Source organism: Butyricimonas sp. RTP31003st1_G1_RTP31003_210430, assembly GCF_040920905.1.
In the GTDB taxonomy this organism is placed as follows: Bacteria; Bacteroidota; Bacteroidia; order Bacteroidales; family Marinifilaceae; genus Butyricimonas; species Butyricimonas paravirosa.
In genome coordinates this window covers 1-19,357 of the sequence record NZ_JBCOSQ010000021.1, presented here as the reverse complement: position 1 = coordinate 19,357, position 19,357 = coordinate 1, and the positions used below count along the sequence as shown (strand labels likewise).

General features: G+C 40.4%; 10 protein-coding genes. All 10 read left to right on the top strand.

Annotated features, from left to right (window positions below; genetic code table 11):
• Positions 1-42 precede the first annotated feature (42 nt).
• The 10 genes from AB5542_RS08450 to AB5542_RS08405 all read left to right on the top strand — a co-directional run bounded on the left by AB5542_RS08450 (position 43) and on the right by AB5542_RS08405 (position 19,144).
• On the top strand, positions 43-1,227 hold the full coding sequence (locus AB5542_RS08450) for a FecR family protein (RefSeq protein ID WP_270543080.1): 1,185 nt from the start codon (positions 43-45) through the stop codon (positions 1,225-1,227).
• 107 nt (positions 1,228-1,334) lie between these two features.
• Positions 1,335-4,781, top strand: coding sequence for a SusC/RagA family TonB-linked outer membrane protein (locus AB5542_RS08445; protein ID WP_118303110.1), 3,447 nt, complete (start codon positions 1,335-1,337; stop codon positions 4,779-4,781).
• A 12-nt stretch (positions 4,782-4,793) separates the two neighbouring features.
• The gene (locus tag AB5542_RS08440; RefSeq protein ID WP_270543081.1) at positions 4,794-6,329 is read left to right on the top strand and encodes a RagB/SusD family nutrient uptake outer membrane protein; all 1,536 of its coding nucleotides are present in this window, start codon (positions 4,794-4,796) and stop codon (positions 6,327-6,329) included.
• Between the two features lie 5 nt (positions 6,330-6,334).
• Positions 6,335-7,096 (top strand): DUF4843 domain-containing protein, encoded by a 762-nt coding sequence (locus AB5542_RS08435; protein WP_162613687.1) that lies wholly within the window; start codon positions 6,335-6,337, stop codon positions 7,094-7,096.
• A gap of 13 nt (positions 7,097-7,109) precedes the next feature.
• A complete protein-coding gene (locus tag AB5542_RS08430) occupies positions 7,110-8,738 on the top strand; it encodes a PKD-like family lipoprotein (RefSeq protein WP_279039343.1) in 1,629 nt (542 codons plus the stop codon).
• 116 nt (positions 8,739-8,854) lie between these two features.
• On the top strand, positions 8,855-11,179 hold the full coding sequence (locus tag AB5542_RS08425; RefSeq protein ID WP_270543083.1) for a S9 family peptidase: 2,325 nt from the start codon (positions 8,855-8,857) through the stop codon (positions 11,177-11,179).
• A gap of 1 nt (position 11,180) precedes the next feature.
• Positions 11,181-13,490: a S9 family peptidase gene (locus tag AB5542_RS08420; protein WP_118303116.1), complete on the top strand. Its 2,310-nt coding sequence runs from the start codon at positions 11,181-11,183 to the stop codon at positions 13,488-13,490.
• A 10-nt stretch (positions 13,491-13,500) separates the two neighbouring features.
• Positions 13,501-15,819, top strand: coding sequence for a S9 family peptidase (locus AB5542_RS08415; protein ID WP_279039345.1), 2,319 nt, complete (start codon positions 13,501-13,503; stop codon positions 15,817-15,819).
• A gap of 185 nt (positions 15,820-16,004) precedes the next feature.
• Positions 16,005-18,695 (top strand): S9 family peptidase, encoded by a 2,691-nt coding sequence (locus AB5542_RS08410; RefSeq protein WP_288214992.1) that lies wholly within the window; start codon positions 16,005-16,007, stop codon positions 18,693-18,695.
• Between the two features lie 32 nt (positions 18,696-18,727).
• The gene (locus AB5542_RS08405; protein ID WP_087419435.1) at positions 18,728-19,144 is read left to right on the top strand and encodes a lipocalin family protein; all 417 of its coding nucleotides are present in this window, start codon (positions 18,728-18,730) and stop codon (positions 19,142-19,144) included.
• The last annotated feature ends 213 nt before the right edge of the window (positions 19,145-19,357 follow it).

The following is a 19,357-nucleotide window of genomic DNA, read 5'->3' as shown; positions in this document are numbered from 1 at the left end:
GAATTTGTCGTTCTATGTATAGAAATGTAATAAAACGTTTGTATGGTAGAGTGTCCTAAAGATTATAAAATATCCCGTTTAATAGCTAAAAAGTTAATGGGAGTTATCCTGCCCGAGGATGAGGAAAAACTGAATGCTTGGCTGGAGGAGGATGTAAGAAATAAGGATTTATATCGGCGCATTCTTGAGGTAGAAAATTTTTCTACCAGGGATATGTATGCGAAGCGTTTAGATGTAGAACATACGTGGGATGCCTTGAAAGAACAATTAGCCGGACAAAGAAAGCGTAGATCTTTATTCTCTGCTTGGCAGATTGGTGTGGCAGCTTCTGTGATATTGCTTGTAGGAATAGGATTGTACTGGGGTTTCAATAAAAAGCCGAAGGTGAAACAAGTAGAGGTGGCGGCTCATGTGGAAATGGGGGGAGCTAAAGCTATTTTAGTGACTTCCCGGGGGGATGAGATTGTTCTGCAGGATAGTTCTGTACAGTTGATCACGTTGGGAGGGGGAATGGTTGCCAAGAACGATGGAGTTCAAGTGTCTTACAAGGAGAATGAAGGGGCAGGGAAAGAAGATGTGTTAGAATACAATACGATTCGAGTACCTCGGGGTGGGGAGTATAAATTGTTTTTGTCCGATAACACGGAGGTCTTTCTGAATTCTGATTCAGAAATTCGTTTCCCGGTGAAATTTGGTAAGGGGAAACGTGATGTCTTTTTACGAGGAGAAGCTTTTTTCGTAGTTACTAAAGATGCTTCACGTCCTTTTGTTGTGAATGCAAACGATAAGATGTCGGTGGAAGTTTTGGGAACACAATTTAATTTGCAGGCTTATCCGGATGATGCTTTCGTGGAAACGACTTTGAACGAGGGAGCAGTACGGGTATTTAATGGCAAGCAGGGTGTAAGACTTCGTCCGGACGAGCAAGCTGTTTATGATGAGGGAAAATTCACCGTTCGTAAAGTTGATGCCAGTAGTTATTCTGCATGGAAAGAGGGGAGATTCATGTTGTTGAATCATTCGCTGGAGAATATCATGACCCGTTTGGCGCGTTGGTACAATATTGATATATTTTGGGAGAATCCGGAAGTGAAAGAGTATCATTTTTCTGGAGAGTTGGCCCGGTATGAGGATTTCACGGAGATATTGAGAATGTTGGAGTTGGCAACCCGGGTACATTTCGAGGTAAAGGATAGGACGGTATTCGTGCGTAAAATTGAAGAATGATGAATTTAAATAAAAAAGAGCAGAAAACATTGGCACTATTTTCTGCTCGTGAGTGAGTCTAAATAACGATTAAAAACAGAATTATTAATCATTAAGCATGTAAAAGTATGAAAAAAAACGGAATCGAAGTCTTTGAAGGAGTTCAAAGATTAAAAAAGATGCGATTTATTTTAAAACGCAGCCTTCTTTTTCTGTTTGTGTCAGTCTTTTTCTTACAGGCCGAGGCGGCCTCTCAAGTGGTAAGATTGACGTTAAATTTGAAAGATGTTACTATTGACGAGGCTATCACGGACATGAGTCAGAAGACAGGGTATCGTTTTTTGTATCAGATGGAGGAGGTATTGAAGTATGGGAGACGTGATGTGAACGTGAAGGATGCGACTTTGGACGAAGTATTGAAAGTTTTGTTTAAAGATACACGTTTATCCTACGTGATTCAGAATGATGTGATTATCATTACTCAAATGAAAGACGAGAAAAAACAAGAACAATCCCGCCAAATTAAAGGTAAGGTAATTGACACGAAGGGAATGCCGTTACCGGGAGTTACCATATTAATCAAGGGAACTAAATTGGGCGTGATAACGGATATAGACGGAAAGTTTAAAATTGAGATCCCGAAGCTTGATAGTACAATTCTGGTATTTTCGTTTATTGGAATGGAAACTGTTTATCACCAATTGAGTAATGATCGAAAAAATGATGAAAAAGAGCTGGTGATCACGATGAAGGATGACGTGAAAGAGATGGACGAGGTGGTCGTGACAGGGTATAGCAATATCAGAAAGGAAAGTTTTACCGGTAGTTCTATTTCCGTGAAACGGGAGGATTTATTGAAGGCTTCTGCCACGAACGTGATTCAAGCTCTATCGACGTTTGATCCGTCATTCCGTATACAACAAAACAATAAATGGGGATCGGATCCGAATGCTATCCCTGAAATATATATACGCGGACGTTCCGGTATCGGGGTGAAAGAATTGGATAAAGATGCGTTATCCAAGTCATCTTTGAAGAATAACCCGAATCTTCCTGTTTTTATCATGGACGGTTTCGAGGTGAGCGTGCAGAAAGTGTATGATATGGACCCGATGAGGATTGAAAATATCCAGATATTGAAAGATGCTTCAGCCACGGCGATGTATGGTTCCCGGGCTGCCAATGGGGTTGTAGTGATTACTACTGTCGCTCCGAAACCGGGAGAAGTGACTATTTCGTACAGTCTGACAGGTTCGGTTTCTATGCCTGATCTTTCGGATTATAATTTGGCTGATGCAAAAGAGAAATTGGAAATAGAGCAAAAAGCCGGGATTTACACTCCGCAATATTATATGACTTGGAAACAGGCTTTGGATGCTTATAACGAGCGGCTATTGCGTGTAAAGGAAGGAGTGAACACGGACTGGCTATCTATTCCTTTACGTAATGCCGTTAATCATAAGCATAGTTTTTCGATAGAGGGGGGTAATGCGGATCTGCGTTATGGCCTTGATCTTTCTTATAACAAGAATAATGGTGTGATGAAAGATTCTTACCGAGATGTCATGAACGTGGGGTTTCACGTGGATTATCGACTTAAGAATTTGCAGGTAGTGAATTATATCGAGTATAATTATACCAAGGCTCAAGAATCTCCTTATGGTGATTTCTCCGATTATGCTCATTTGCAACCTTACGATCGTCCTTATGACAAGAATGGGACGTTGATTTCAGGAGAATTGGAATTTTCAAAAAGAACTCATACTGATTATCGTGTAAATAATCCTTTGTATGAAGCTCGTTTAAATAATTTTGAATACGAGAAAGGGGATGTGTTTATCGACCGATTGATGGCTCAATGGTTCCTCACGAATTATTTGCATTTAAAAGGTCAGATTGCCATAACGAAAGAATTTACTAAAAAAGAACGTTTTATTGATCCTCTTTCTTCCAACACGACGGCGAAAATTCAGAAAGAAAAAGAATTGGAGGGGGATCTCTATTTGACGAAGGGAGAATCCACGAATTGGGACGCTCAAGTGGGTGTATATGTATCAAAATCATTTGGTGCGCACGCTCTAAATGCTTCAGCGGTAGTTAATGCTACATCTCGTGAATCTGAAAGTACTTCCAGTCATTACCGGGGATTTCCTTCCGGAGAGTATCATTCTCCTAATTATGCAGCGGAGATCAAGGATAAACCCTCAAAATCTCAGAGTACTAGTCGACTGGCCGGTTTTTTGTTTTTAGCGAATTATACTTGGAATGACATTTATTTGGCAGATGTGTCCGTGCGTTTTGACGGTTCATCCGAGTTCGGTCTGGATCAAAAGTGGGCTCCATTCTGGTCGTTTGGAGCGGGAGTTAATTTGCATAACTATGCTTTTTTGCATGGTAGTAAGGTGATCAATCGCATGAAATTTCGAGCTTCTTACGGGCAAACCGGTAAGGTGAATTTTCCGTCTTATAGTGCCAGAACGGTTTATCGGACGTTTGATCGTTGGTATATTGCCGGGTTTGGGGTTGGTTTGAAGGCATTGGGGAATAGAGATCTTAAGTGGGAGACAACGAATAAATTGAATGTCGGTACGGATATGGAATTTTGGAATAGCCGGATTTCTTTGATTTTTGATTACTATTACAATAAAACGGTAGATTTGATCACGGATGTAACTTTGCCGGGATCTGCCGGTTTCTCTTCTTACAAGAGTAATTTGGGTGAAACGTTGAACAAGGGATTCGATATCCAGTTCCGTTTCGATGTAATGAAAAACAAGGATTGGAATGTTGCCTTGTGGGGTAATCTGAATCACAATAGGAATGAAATTCTGAAAATTTCAGATGCGTTGAAAGCTTACAATTCTCAAGTAGATGATTATTATGAACTTGCGGAAGAGGATCAAACATCAAATTCGTCATGGGTTAAGGCCAATAAAACATACTCGGATTTTATCAAACCGATCATGAAATACGAGGAAGGAGCTTCGTTAACAGCAATCTATGGCGTGCGTTCATTGGGAATTGATCCCTCAAACGGTAAAGAATTATATCTCTATCGCAATGGGCAGGCCAGTCACAAATGGAAAGCAACTGAAGAAATCGTGCTTGGGGATTCGGAGCCTGAGGCCAGTGGATCTTTTGGTTTAAATGTTACTTACAAGAATTTCTCGTTGTTTGCTTCTTTTGGTTATGAATGGGGAAAACAGACGTACAATGAGACCTTGATCATGAATGTCGAGAATGCGGATATTCAAGGAAGTAATGTTGATAAGCGCGTGCTGACACAGCGTTGGGAAAAACCGGGCGATATCGCTCCCCTGAAAGATATAAAAGATATGAACAGTGTTACCTTGCCTACTTCCCGATTCGTGCAGGACGAGAATGTTTTGTCTCTGGATGCATTGACATTGAGCTATGATTTTGATCCGCTATGGCTTCGGAAAATATACTTGAAGACACTGCGCTTGGAAGTAAGTACGAGCGAGTTGTTCCGTTTGTCTTCCATCAAGCAGGAGCGAGGAACGAGCTATCCATTCGCCAGAACGGTGAACTTTTCTTTACGTGCAACTTTTTAGTAAGTCAAGAATATGAGAAATAAATTATTGTATTTAATTTTTGTTTTACCGTTCTTTATGTCATCATGTAATGAATGGTTGAATGTGGAACCGGAAGATGAGATTAGTGAAGAGAAGTTGTTTTCCACGGGTACAGGTTTCCGGCATGCTTTAAATGGTGTTTACTTTACCATGGAGTCAAGGAATTTATACGGAAAACATTTGACTTGGGGAATCGTGGATGCATTGGGGCAGGTGTATAATTATGGAAAAGCCGCTGGTGTAAACGAGATGCAGTTTGGTGCCGATGAATATGCATGGGACCATTATGCCTTTAAACCTGTGCTATCTTCCATTTGGACAGAGGCTTATAATGTAGTGGCCAATTGTAATAATATAATACAACAGATAGAACATGCCGATCCCGAAATATTTAGTTGGAAAGAAAAGGAGAAAGCTATGATCTGGGGTGAGGCCTTGGCATTGCGGGCATTTATACAATTCGATATGCTGCGTTTATTTGCTCCGGCTCCCTCTACGAATCCGGGTGACCGTAAGTTTATCCCTTATGTAAATACTTACCCGTCCTATATTTCTAATCCCAAAACGGTGAATGAGTGTTTGGAATTGATTGCCAAGGATCTGATCGATGCAAAGCAATTATTATGGAAATTCGATACAGCGAAATCCTTTAGTCGGTCGGACAATTTTGAGACTGCAGGATCCGGTGAGACTATGTTTTTAATACGTCGGGGATTTCATCTTAATTACTGGGCGACTACCGCTTTGTTAGCTCGCGTGTATTTGTATGCGCAGAAAGAAGAAGAGGCTCTGAAACAAGCAGAGGAGGTGATGACTTTTGCTGCCCAAAAAGGAGCCTTTGCTTTAGCAGATAGATTTTATTACGGAGATCGGAAGTGTTATTCCGACGTGATATTCGGGTTACATGTTATTGATCTGTTGGATTATAATAAGGAGATCAATACTATGGAAAATAAAAAAAATGCCAAGTATTTATCAATCTTGGAAGTAGAAAAGAATTATTTTGGTAAAGATCTGACAACTTCCAAAGGGGATAACGGGACTATAATGACAAGCAATGATTATCGTTTCAAGTATTGGATCGAAGATATGGACAATGAACATAGCTATTATCGATTTATGAAATACGATGCATCGACTTCAGGAGCAACGGCTGGGGTAATAGAGGTTTCTGAGCATATCGTACCTTTTATTCGGATGAGTGAGGTGTACTATATTGCTGCAGAGATCTTGTGTAAGCGGGGAGCGGAAGGATTGACGAAGGCTAAATCTTACTTATCGTATATAAAAGGGCAACGTGGATTGAAAAAGACGGATGTGACCGTACAAGAAATTACGAATGCCCAATCTGATGAATTTATGGATTTGTTGATTAATGATATGCGTCGGGAATGGATAGGAGAAGGACAGACGTATTTTCTTTATAAACGTTTAAATAAGAATATTCCGAAGGAAAACGGAGGTTTTGTTGTTGCTTCTGAGAATGTATTTGTGGTACCACTTCCGGATGTTGAAACTAATTTGTGATGATTATGAAAAAAAATATATTGTTTTTATTTGCATGGATGTGCATGTTGGTTGCTTGTAGTGAGAAAGGAATCATGGAATATTCCGATAATACACTTTATGTATATTTTGCTACAGATGCAACGAAAGATAGTACAACGTATTCATTTAAAGCTTACCCTAGTGGAGAGATTCACGTGAAGATACCGATGAAATGCGACGGTGTTTGGGCGAGAGAGGATCAAGAATACACGGTGTCTGCAGACGAAAATTTTACTACGCTACCTTCCGATTTATATATATTGCCGGAGAAATGTGTTTTTCCGGCAGGGCAATTGCAGGACACGATTGAAATCGTGTTGTTGGATGGTGATATACTGAAAGAGAAAATGTGTCGGTTGATGTTGAAAGTGGACGAAACGGAATTTGTGAAAGAGGGAGAGGTTAATTACAGTCGTGCCATATTCTTGGTTTCTTCGAAGTTAGTTCGTCCTGTTTGGTGGACCGTGTGGGATGGCGGTTACGGTGGACCGGAGAATTTTTATAACATTGCGGAACAGATTTATTTAGGTGAATATTCGGAAACAAAATACACGATGTTTTTGGAGGAATTGGCAAAGGATGGGGTGGAGTTTGACGGCCAAAATAAATTGGTGTTGAAAAAGTATTCCTTACGATTGAAACGTCGAGTAGAGGAATTTAATAATGATCCCGAGAATATCGCTAATGGCAAAGTTCCATTAAAAGACGAGAATGGTAATAAAATAGTTATTCCCGCAGTTGGGTAAAAATGGATAGAGTATGAAAAAAAGTTTGATATATATTTTTATTCTGTTGTCAGTCATGGCTTGCTTGGATGATAAGAGCAACTATGACTACAAGGATTTGAATGACTTTGAAAATTGGGATCGTAATGGAGTAAGTAATGTCGCTGGTAGTTACACGTTATATCCCGGTGAAGAGATATTGCTTGAGCCGAAGGTTCGATTCTCTATTGATACTTTAAATCCAGATGCATCGTATGCTTGGTATTTGGGTGAAGAAGAGGAAATGACCTTATTGTCAGATCAGTTAAACTATACTTATAAGGCAGATCAGATAGGGAAATTTACTTTGTTGTTTTGTGCTACTGATAATAAAACGAATGTTACATTTACGAAAGAGCTTACCGTAAGTGTAGTTGCTTCATGGAAAAACGGTTGGATGATATTGTCTAGGTCTGCCGGTAATGAATCCCAGTTATCCATGATCCTGTCAAAAAAGCAGAGTATAAGCGAGATTGTTGATGGTAAGGAAGTATCCCGGGATACTGTTGTTTATGTGGGAGAAAATATAAATGTGATACCGAGTTTGGGGCGGGGGCCTCGTAAGTTGGTTGAGAATTTCATCTATCCGACAGCAATCGGGATGCAGGTTGAAGATGAGGTCATGGTGTTGCAGGAAAGCGGACCGGTGGAGTTGGACGGAAATGAATTGACCCCGGTGGGATATGCAAGAAATGAATTTTTTGATGGGATTCCAGATCGTTTTGATCCGGTGGATGCCGTGTTGACATTTGACGGGAAGTGGCTTCTGAATGCTGATAATTACATTTATATGGCTAATCTTTCCGTTGCGATTGATCTGCATTCAGGATTCTATTTGAAAGATCCGTCGTTAAATGGGAAAAAGGTGAAGACGTTATTGCCATATTATAAAGGCGAAGATAATTATCTGATCGTTGGTATCGACGAAAATAATACGTATTTCGGGATAGTGAATGATGGAGAATGTATTTATAATACAACCGATTATGTGATAGGTCCCTTGAATAATGTGGGAGCTTGTGCGGAGTTTAGGGAGGATTACGAGAATGATCTTTTAAAAGAGGTAAAAGGAGATTTTATTTTTCATGCTTGGGCTAACGAGGCAAATTATTATACTCCGCCAGCCTATTTTTCAATTCTTGATCAAGATGGTGTGTATTTATGGCATTATTATGAATTGGATTATCGGGAGGAAAATGATAAATTCCGTTTGATGGAGGAAGGTAGTGAATCTGGTCAAATACCTGCTTCTATCATGGTTGATTATAAATGTATGGCTCTATTCCCTTGGCATGAATGGTTGCTTGTGGCTTCCAGTGATCGCTTACACTTTTATGATTATTGGGAAAATAGAATAATTAATTTGTCTTCTTTTCCGCACTTCAATTCGGAAATTGTAGGTCTTGCCGTGAAGGATTATGATTCATACTATGGTACGGTGAATGCTCATTTGGCGGTAGCATTGAAATCCGGGGAGGTTTATGTTTTTGAAGTAAAGTATGATAGCGAACTAGAGGTAATGGAATTAGTGGAGTTGTATCATAAAGACGGCTTCGGGGAGATTGTAGATATCGAATATAAGTTTGGTCAAGGAAATAAGCCGGGCGCATCTAGTATGTATTAAGCATGTTGTTTTAGTCGATAGAATTTCAAAGGGAGCTATGCTCCCTTTGGGTTCTCTTTTGTTGTTTGTAAAAGCGAGTGTGTTGCTAGTTAATCGTATGTAAATCATTTAATTGTATGAATAAGATATTGGTTTTGTTGTCATTATTATTGTTTACTTTTGGGGGAGAAGCTCAGCAGAAAGCAAATTATAAATTGGCAGAAAAGTTACGGAATGTTTCATTTGGTAGTTTAATCGGGAAGTATAGTATGAGCGTGTTTCCCAAACAGATTAACGATACGGATAAGTTCTGGTTCGAGTTCACCACGGAAGAGGGAAAGAATTTCTATTTTGTCGATCCGGCAAAAGGGGAGAAACGTTTGCTTTTTAATAATACGGATATTGCACAGGGGGTTAGTCTGATTACCCGGAAAGGCTATAATGAGAAGGATTTGAGAATCTCCAATATGGAATTTTCCAAAGATTTGACCAAAATGACCTTTTCTATGGATGGTCGTTATGAATTTGACTTTAAGACAAAGAAAGTACAGGCCTTGGAGAAAAAAGATCATTCAGAGGAGGATGACGAAGTGATTTATTCTTGGATGACCTTTTCCCCGGATCGGAAATATATATTGTACGCGAAAGGTCATAACTTGTATATACGGGGTAATAAAGCTAAAGGCGTGGATACCACGGAAGTTCAGTTAACAACTGACGGGGAAAAATATTATTCCTTTGCCCGGGATCCGGAAGATGATCAAAAAGATGAAGCGGAAACAAATGCTCGTTGGTTTAAGGATTCCAGACATATTTACGTGGTACGTGAAGATAGCCGAAAGTTGAAAGATATGTTTGTTATTAATTCTTTGACTAAGCGTCCGACGTTGGAAACGTATCGGTATGAGATGCCGGGAGAGAAGGATTTATGCCAGTACGAATTATGGATTATTGATATCGAGAAAAAAACTGCCAATCGGGTTTCGGCTGATAAATGGACAGATCAGTATATTCAGGTTCTCCAACCCGGAGAAAAAGGAGACAAGCTTTTCTTTCAGCGTTTTAAACGTACATGGGATGAAGTTGATATTTGCGTGGTAAACACGGAGACATTGGAGGTGAAGGAGTTGATTCACGAGGTAGACAAACCTTACCGGGATTATCATATGCAGAATACGGTAATATTGAACGACGGGAAAGATATTTTGTTCCGTTCGGAGCGCACGGGCTGGGGACATTATTATCATTATGACGGGGAAGGACGTCTGAAGAATGTTATAACTTCAGGACCTTGGGTGGCCGGACAGGTGGCTGCTATCGACACCGTGGGACGTACTATTTATTTGTATGGTTTCGGACGGGAGAAGGGGGTTGATCCTTACTATTATATGCTTTATAAGGCAAGTATCGATAAAGAAGGGGTTACCTTGCTGACACCGGAGAATGCTCAACATGGGGCTTCATTCTTATCTTCTAAACGTTATTTTGTGGATACTTATTCACGGGTGGATATGGAACCGAAAATTGTTTTGAAGAATAATCAGGGAAAGGTGATCATGGAATTGGCAAAACCCGATACCCGACGTTTGAAGGAATTGGGATGGAGAGCCCCCGAACGTTTTACCGTGAAGGCAGCTGACGGTTTGACGGATATATATGGGATTATGTGGAAACCTGCTGATTTTGACCCGAACAAGAAATACCCGATTATTTCTTCCGTGTATCCCGGTCCGTTTTTCGAGTACGTGAACACTTCTTTCCGTGTGGATGATAGTTATAACATGAGGCTGGCTCAACTCGGTTTTATCGTGGTATCTATGGGACATCGGGGAGGAAGCCCGATGCGGGGTAAATTCTATCATCGTTACGGGTATGGAAAATTACGGGATTATCCTTTGGCAGACGATAAGTATGCCATCGAACAGTTAGCTGATCGATATGCTTATATTGATCTTTCCAAGGTGGGTATTTTCGGTCATTCCGGGGGTGGATTCATGTCAACTGCGGCACTCTGTACGTATCCGGATTTCTACACGGCAGCCGTGTCTTCCGCGGGAAATCATGATAATAATATTTTTAACCGGGGATGGTCTGAAATATATCACGGGGTGAAGGAAGCGGTCAAGACAGTGAAAGGGAAAGACGGGCAGGATAGTACGGTGTACACCTATTCATGTAAGGTCCCGACGAATATGGAATTGGCAAAACGTCTGAAAGGACATTTGTTGTTGGTGACAGGAGATATGGATAAAAATGTGCATCCTGCCAATACATTGCGTATGGTGGATGCTTTGATTAAGGCAAAGAAGAATTTCGAAATGATCGTGTTGCCGGGTAACGGGCATGGTTTCGGGGGAAAGGCAGATGCTTTCTTTGAGCGTAAATTGTGGTATCATTTTGCGAAATATTTGTTAGGGGACGAGAGTACGATGGAAGATGTGGAATTGCAAATAGAGAATTAAGATGAACAAGATAATAATATGCGTGGTGTTGATTGTCTGTTCCTTGTTGGCGAACGGACAACAAAAGGCAAATTATAAGTTGGCGGAACGATATAAGAAACATGAAATCGTGGGAATTTCAGGTAATAGTATGGCGATCCATCCTGAATTTATCAATAATTCCGATCGTTTTTGGTATTCTTTCTCGGATAGTAACGGGAAAAGATATTATTACGTGGACCCGGCGAAGAAACTAAAACGATTGTTGTTTGATAACGACGATTTATTGGCCCAGATAAGTAGAGAAACTCGTAAGGCATACAATTCAAAGGATTTATCCTTACATTCTATCGAGTTCGATAAGAAGGAACGTTCATTTACTTTTGAGTTTGATGAGGCGAAGTATCAATACACGATCAAAACCGGGAAAGTGGAAAAGATTGATTCCTTGAAACCATGGTCTGGTTGGGCTTCGTGGATGAAGTATTCTCCGGATAGTTTATATATTTTGTATTGTAAAAATCACAATTTGTACGTGATGGGCAACAAGAATAAGGGACAGGATTCCACGGAAGTACAATTAACTTTTGATGCAGAAAAGAATTTTACTTTTGCTAAAGAGATGGATGAATCCGATGAAGAAGTGGAAGCTGTTGCTGAATGGTTTAAAGATTCAAAGAAAATCTATGCGGTGAGAGAGGATGCTCGAAAGGTGAAAGACTTGTATCTGATTAATAGCCTGTCACAACCTCGTCCCACGTTGAAAACTTACAAGTATGATATGCCGGGCGATAAGGAAATATCGCAGAGTGAGTTGTTGGTGATAGACCTGGAAACGAAGAAGATTACCAAGTTTAATATTGACAGATGGCAGGATCAGTATTTTGAAGTGCTGTATGCAAGTAAAGATTCGGAAAGAATTTATTTTGAACGGACAAACCGGGCGTATAATGAAAAAGAACTATGTGTTGTAAACGTGCTTACCGGGGAAGTAAAGGTGTTGGTTCATGAGGTTGACAAGCCGTTTATGGATTTTAAGATGGTGAGTATCTCCTTCCTAAACGATGGTAAGGATATCGTGTACCGCTCTGAACGTAGCGGCTGGGGACATTATTATTTATATGACGGGGAGGGGAATTTGAAAAATGAAATCACTTCCGGGGATTGGGTGGCCGGTCCGATATGCGAGATTGACACGGTGGGACGTGCACTCTATTTTTACGCCTTGGGTAAGGATGAGAATATAGATCCGTATTACTATACATTGTGCAGAGCCAGTTTGGATAAACCAAATTCTGTCGAGCAACTGACATTTGATAATGTAACTCATACTGTGGATTGGTCTAAAACGTTTAATTATTTTATTGATACTTATCAACGGGTAGATTTGGAACCTCACGTAGTTCTGCGTAACAAGCATGGGAAAAAGATCATGGATTTGGAGAAGGCCGATATTTCCCGAATGCAAGAGATGGGGTGGAAAGCTCCGGAACGTTTTAAAGTAAAAGCGGCAGATGGCGTTACGGATTTGTACGGCGTGATGTGGAAGCCATTTGATTTTGATTCCACGAAACATTATCCCATAATATCTTCCGTTTATCCGGGTCCTTTTTACGAGTATGTGCCAACTCAGTTTGATTTTATTCATGGTCGTAATACTCAATTGGCACAACTTGGATTCATTGTTATTGCCGTAGGACACCGGGGAGGTTCACCAATGCGGGGAAAATATTACCATACCTATGGTTTTGGAAACTTGCGAGATTATCCTTTGGCGGATGATAAATATGCTATCGAGCAATTGGCCGATCGCTATTCTTATATTGATGCTACGCGAGTGGGGATTTTTGGACATTCGGGAGGTGGTTTTATGTCGACGGCAGCCATCTGCACGTATCCTGACTTTTATAAAGCAGCTGTTGCAGCTGCCGGTAATCATGATAACTACATTTATAATAAATGGTTTACCGAAACACATAATGGTGCGACAGAGGAAAAGAAGGTGATCAAGGATAGCGTGAATGGAGATCGTACGGAGTACACGTATAAGTTCCGGGTGAATACCAATATTGATTTGGCAAAGAATTATAAAGGCGGTTTGTTGCTTGTCACAGGTGATATGGATGACAATGTACATCCGGCGCATACTTACCGTATGGCAGATGCTTTGATAAAAGCTGGGAAGAATTTCGATATGTTGGTTTTGCCGGGACAGGATCATGGATTTTCCGGGGCCGCAGAGCTATTCTTTGAACGGAAGTTGTGGGCTCATTTTGCAAAATATTTGTTGGGAGATTCTTCTGCGGATTACAAAAGTTCAATTGGAAATTAGGACATAGAAAATGAATAGGATAATTATTTTATTGGGATTCATCGCCTTTCATGTTACGAGTTTTGCACAACAAAAGGCAAATTACGAATTGGCGGAACGTATGCGGGAAATTACGCAAGCTCCGATCTCAAAGAATACATTGCTTATAAGACCAACTTTTATAAAAGGGAGTGATTGTTTTTACTACTCTTTTCAAACAGAAGAAGGGAAGAAATATTATTGGGTGGATCCGAAACGGAAAGAGAAGAGGTTGTTGTTCGATAATGCTGAGCTGGTGTCTAAGGTGAGTGAGATGACGAGAAAGCCTTACAATCATAGAAATTTTGACATCGAGGTGAAGTTCTTGGATGAGGAAACGTTTAAATTTTATCTTGATCGTCAGGATTATACTTATAATATTCGGACGAAAGAGTTGAAGCTTTGGAAAGCAAAAAAACAATTTACGTCAGATCCTTATTGGATGTATTATTCTGCGGATAGTGCTTATATGTTGTTTGCCAAACGTCATAATTTGTATTTGGTGGGTAATCCGGCGAAAGGTAGGGATACGACAGAAGTGCAGCTTACGTTTGATGGCGAGAAGAATTATTCATTGAACCGGGAAGACGAAGGGGAATTGGATGGGCGTTTCCTTTGTGAAGCTAAGTGGTTTAAAAGGGGGAATAAATTTTATGCCTTGCGAGAGGATTCTCGTAAAGTGAACGATATGTGGGTGGTGGATGTACTTGCAGAACCTCGTCCTAAGCTGGAGACCTATAAATACGAGATGGCAGGTGATAAACATGTTATTCAATATAGCCTGATTATCGGGGATGCCGATACGCGGCAAGTGCGGGAGATTGATATTAATCGCTGGCCGGATCAATATGTAGATGTTGTTTATAGCAGTAATGACGGGAAACGTCTTTATCTTCAGAGGTATAAGCGCACGTGGGATGAAGCAGATATTTGTATGGTGAACGTGGAGACCGGGGAGGTAAAATCGCTTATCCATGAGAAAAATAAACCTTATTTGGATTATCAGATGAGGAGTATTACTTTCTTGAATGACGGAAATGAGATATTATTCCGTTCGGAACGTAGTGGTTGGGGGCACTATTATTTGTACGACAAGGATGGAAATTTGAAAAATCAGGTTACCTCGGGAGCTTGGGTTGCTAGTCCTTTGCTACAAGTGGATACGGTTCGCCGTCAGATATATTTCTATGCGTATGGACGGAAGGAGGGGGTGGATCCTTATTACTATATCTTGTATCGGGCAGATTTGGACAAGGAGAATGCATTGACTTGTTTAACTCCGGAAAATGCGACTCATAATATAACGTTATCTCCTTCTTGCGATTATTACGTGGATGGATATTCACGGGTGGATATGGAACCGAAAAACGTTGTTCGAAATCGGAAAGGGAAAATTATCATGACGCTGGAGGACCCGGATTTGGATCGCTTGTACGAGATGGGATGGCGGGCTCCGAAGCGTTTTTCGGTGAAAGCTGCTGATGGGGTTACCGATTTGTACGGGGTGATGTGGAAACCTGCGGATTTTGATTCTACAAAATTGTATCCGATTATTTCCTGCGTGTATCCCGGACCATTTTTCGAGTATGTCCCGACACGTTTTACCATCAATGACGAGTTGAATACCCGATTGGCACAACTTGGTTTTATTGTTATCACCGTGGGACACCGGGGATGTTCTCCCATGCGAGGCAAATATTATCATACTTTCGGGTATGGCAATCAACGGGATTATCCTTTGGCTGACGATAAGTACGTGATAGAGCAGTTGGCTGATCGTTATTCTTTTATTAACCGGAAGAAAGTTGGTATTTATGGTCACTCCGGGGGAGGTTTTATGGCAGCTGCAGCCATTTGTACGTATCCTGATTTTTATTCGGCAGCTGTTGCGTCTGCTGGTAATCATGATAATAACATGTATAATAAAGGATGGGTCGAGATTCATTATGGCGTGCAGGAACGTAAAAAAATGGTGAAAGATTCTCTTGGTAATGAGCATGAGGAAATTACATATTACACGTCCAGCAAAACAAATATGGATTTGGCTAAGAATTATAAAGGAGGTTTGTTGCTTGTGACAGGAGATATGGATAATACGGTTCATCCTGCACATACGATGAAAATGGCAGATGCCCTTATTAAAGCGGGAAAGGATTTTGATATGCTGGTATTACCCGGTAATAGACATGGATACCGGGGTATGGCGGAATATTTTTATGAACGGAAATTATGGCATCATTTTGCCCGGTTTCTTTTAGGGGATTCGTCTGCCGATTATCAGACAGATTTGGATTATTTTATGAAGAGATAAATTCGTATTGTATATTTAAATGTAAAACACAAGATATTTTATTGTGAGGCTAAAATTTAGTCATTGTTTTCATGAGCTTTTTGCTCGTGCAGGAAGTTTTTGCTCCTTCTTCTATGGCAATAATCTGGAAAAGGGAAAAACATGAATCGGTCAAGGAGTTAATAATCTTTTTAATGAAATAGTATATGATGAAATTTGTAATAATTTTTTTGTTGGTATTCTCCGGTAATGTAGGATGGTCTCAAAAAAGAGCTTTGGATACAGCGGCATATAAGTTATGGCGAAGGGTAGATGCTCCTAATATTTCGGAAGATGGGAAATGGGTGACTTATCATTTCGTACATATTGACTCAAAATATGATACATTACCTCGGGTGACTTATCTGTATAACCCGGAAAAAAATATCAAGGTGGAACTGCGACACGTGGTTAGACCTTCATTTTTCGCAAACGGGAAATGGTTGCGCTATACGGTAACGGCTCCAGAGGCGGATTCCTGTGCTTGCGATTCGACCTTTTTGTTGCGTTTGCGGGATATGAAAAAGGTATATTGGGACCGGGAATATGATTTTAACGAATATAATACTTCGGAGTTGATCACGTATTCTTACCCGATAGATAAAAAATCCCCGAAATATAGGCGATTTGTCATTAGGAATATCGGGAACTGCGACTCTATCGTGATGGATAGTGTGGAAAATTGCACGCTGTTGAGGGGGCATAAAGCAATGGTTTATATCAAAAATCATGGAGAGTACAAATCTTTGTGCTATCGTCCCTTGAAAGGAAAATCCGTTGTTATTTTTTCCGATAAGAAACTTTTATTAAAAGATTATTCATTAGCACATGATCAATTGGGAGGAACGTTCACGGTGGCCTCGGATACATCAAAAATGAATAATCCCGATCTTTTTTATTCTTTTTCTATCCCGAAGGGAGAGTGTCGGCTTTTGGTGGATTGGGATGATGTGCAATTCCCGAAAAATTATGTTTGGCGAAGTAGGGCTTATCGTTTATCCAATGACGGAAAGCGTGTTATCTTGGATGGGGATACGATTTTGCCGGTACCGGAGAAAAAACGGGAAAAAAAAGATACTCGTTTCGAGCTAGAATTATGGACTTGGAATGATGAGATTTCATCTTTGCAGCAAAGAGAAGGAAATTATAGGTCCAGTAACGTGAGACTCGCCTATAATTTGGATACAAAAATTTGTTGCCGGGTGACGAGTCAGAATATGGAAAAATTGATTTTGCCGGAAGGAAATAAGTACGACTATGCTTTTGCATTGGACAAAACTCCTTACAGACGTTTTTCGGACTGGAAAAATGATATTAATGCGGATATTTATCTGATTGACCTAAATACGGGAAAAACTATTCTCTTTGAGCGAAATTCCTACACGGAACCGGAATGGAGTCCGAACGGTAAATATGCATTATGGTATAATGCTTTGGAAAAAGTCTGGTATAAAATTGATCCGAGGACCTGTCAACGGGTAGATCTCTCGAAAGAGATAGGCTATCCTGTCCACAATGAATTACATGATTTGCCGAAACCAGCGGAAGCATACGGCATTGCGGGATGGTCGAAAGATGGTAATCGGGTTGTGCTGTATGACCGCTATGATATGTGGGTAATAGATTTGGCGGGGGAAAAGCCTGTTTATTCGTTGACAGGCGGTTATGGAAGGGCTACAAATCGGCAATTCCGTTGGTTAAAAGATGATTATGGGGATAAAATTATTGATTTCGAAAATGGATTTCTGATGACTTCCGTGAATTTAGAAAATCGGGATGAAGGAATTTATCACTTCCAGTCTAATGGGAAATTGAAAAAATTGATGGAAGGTCCTTATTCAGTCACGGTGAATCAAAAATCAGAAAATCAGAAATACTGTATATTTACTCGGCAGGGGTACACGGAATTTCGGGATTTGTGGTGGAGTGATTTGGCATTTACTCGCCCGGTAAAGATAACAAATACTAATCCGCAACAGGAGAATTATTTTTGGGGATCGGTGAAGTTGGTCGAATGGACAAACTTCGAAGGAAAAAGAAATCGGGGACTACTATATTTGCCGGAGGATTACGACCCATCGAAACGTTATCCGGTTATCGTGAATTTTTACGAAACACACACGGAGACTTTGCATAACTATATCGTACCGTTTTGGTGTAGTGGTATGCTTAACGTGATTTCTTACGTGAGCAATGGTTATGTGGTATTCATGCCGGATATCCATTTTACAGTGGGCGCTCCGGGTGAGAGTAGCTATAATGCTGTCGTTAGTGGCACTGAAATGCTTATTGACCGGGGAATAGCTGATAAGGATAGAATCGGGATACAAGGGCATAGTTGGTCCGGTTATCAAGTGGCTTACTTGGTGACTCGTACAAATATGTTTGCCTGTGCCAGTCCGGGGGCAGCCGTGTCCAGCATGGTTTCTGCCTATACAGGAATTCGTACGGGAAGCGGGATGCCTCGAATGTTCATGTATGAGGAAACGCAAAGCCGTTTGGGTAAATCTTTGTGGGAGGACAAAGAAATGTATCTTCGTCACTCGCCCATTTTGAATGCGGATAAGATACAGACTCCATTATTGATTTTTCATTGTGACGGGGATGAGGCTGTCCCCTATGCTGAAGGATTGAATTTATTCCTTGCCATGCGACGTTTACAGAAGCCTGCTTGGTTGCTAAATTATAAGGGAGAACGCCATTTCTTATTCAACAAAGCTGCAGAGGTGGATTGGACAATTCGTTTACAACAATTCTTTGATCATTATTTAAAAGGAGATCCCGAACCCCGATGGATGAGGGAAGGGATTCACGCTAACGAGCGTGGAATAGATCAAAAGTATGATTTGGTAAAATGATTTTTGAAATAGTAATTTTAATTTAGAATAGTATGAAAAATTTGTTTTGTATAGGTTTAATCTTGTTATGTTTAGCTTGTGGCAGTGATCCGCAAAAAGAGATGGAAAAGAAAATTGTTGGGGAATGGTGTAATCCTTATACTTACGAGTCGACAGGAGAGCTGAAAGGTTTTCATTTCAAAAAAGGGGGAGTATGTGAAGCGATTAATATTCCTTCGTTGGATCTGAAAACATGGAGTATTCAAGATGGTTATTTATTGATAAAAGGTTTTAGCCTTGAGGAAGATGGGAAAAAAGAGGTTTACGAGACGAAGGAAAAGATCGATCTTTTAAGTCCCGATACGTTGAGTCTCGTGGCACGTGAATCCAATCCTCGCCTTATCTTTCTTTATTTGAATACGAAGATTATTAAAGAACGAGTTGCTGTAGATACGATGTCTTGGGAATAGTATTTCTTGTATTAACGATAGACGATAGAAAAGAAGTTCAAAATGTTGTACCCTTGAAAAGTTCGTGTTCGACTTTTTGGGGTACAATCCCTCTCGTGGAGTCGTATAGAAACGTGGGAGAAATTACACCCGGTTTGAAGTTCGAAGACCTTACCGCCATGACATACTCGACGACCACGAAAACCGTTACTCACGTCACCACGTGTCTCGTTA

Excerpts from the sequence above, each read along its gene's own strand:
- AB5542_RS08450 (WP_270543080.1), top strand. The coding sequence starts at position 43 with ATGGTAGAGTGTCCTAAAGATTATAAAATATCCCGTTTAATAGCTAAA.
- AB5542_RS08445 (WP_118303110.1), top strand. The coding sequence starts at position 1,335 with ATGAAAAAAAACGGAATCGAAGTCTTTGAAGGAGTTCAAAGATTAAAA.
- AB5542_RS08440 (WP_270543081.1), top strand. The coding sequence starts at position 4,794 with ATGAGAAATAAATTATTGTATTTAATTTTTGTTTTACCGTTCTTTATG.
- AB5542_RS08435 (WP_162613687.1), top strand. The coding sequence starts at position 6,335 with ATGAAAAAAAATATATTGTTTTTATTTGCATGGATGTGCATGTTGGTT.
- AB5542_RS08430 (WP_279039343.1), top strand. The coding sequence starts at position 7,110 with ATGAAAAAAAGTTTGATATATATTTTTATTCTGTTGTCAGTCATGGCT.
- AB5542_RS08425 (WP_270543083.1), top strand. The coding sequence starts at position 8,855 with ATGAATAAGATATTGGTTTTGTTGTCATTATTATTGTTTACTTTTGGG.
- AB5542_RS08420 (WP_118303116.1), top strand. The coding sequence starts at position 11,181 with ATGAACAAGATAATAATATGCGTGGTGTTGATTGTCTGTTCCTTGTTG.
- AB5542_RS08415 (WP_279039345.1), top strand. The coding sequence starts at position 13,501 with ATGAATAGGATAATTATTTTATTGGGATTCATCGCCTTTCATGTTACG.
- AB5542_RS08410 (WP_288214992.1), top strand. The coding sequence starts at position 16,005 with ATGATGAAATTTGTAATAATTTTTTTGTTGGTATTCTCCGGTAATGTA.
- AB5542_RS08405 (WP_087419435.1), top strand. The coding sequence starts at position 18,728 with ATGAAAAATTTGTTTTGTATAGGTTTAATCTTGTTATGTTTAGCTTGT.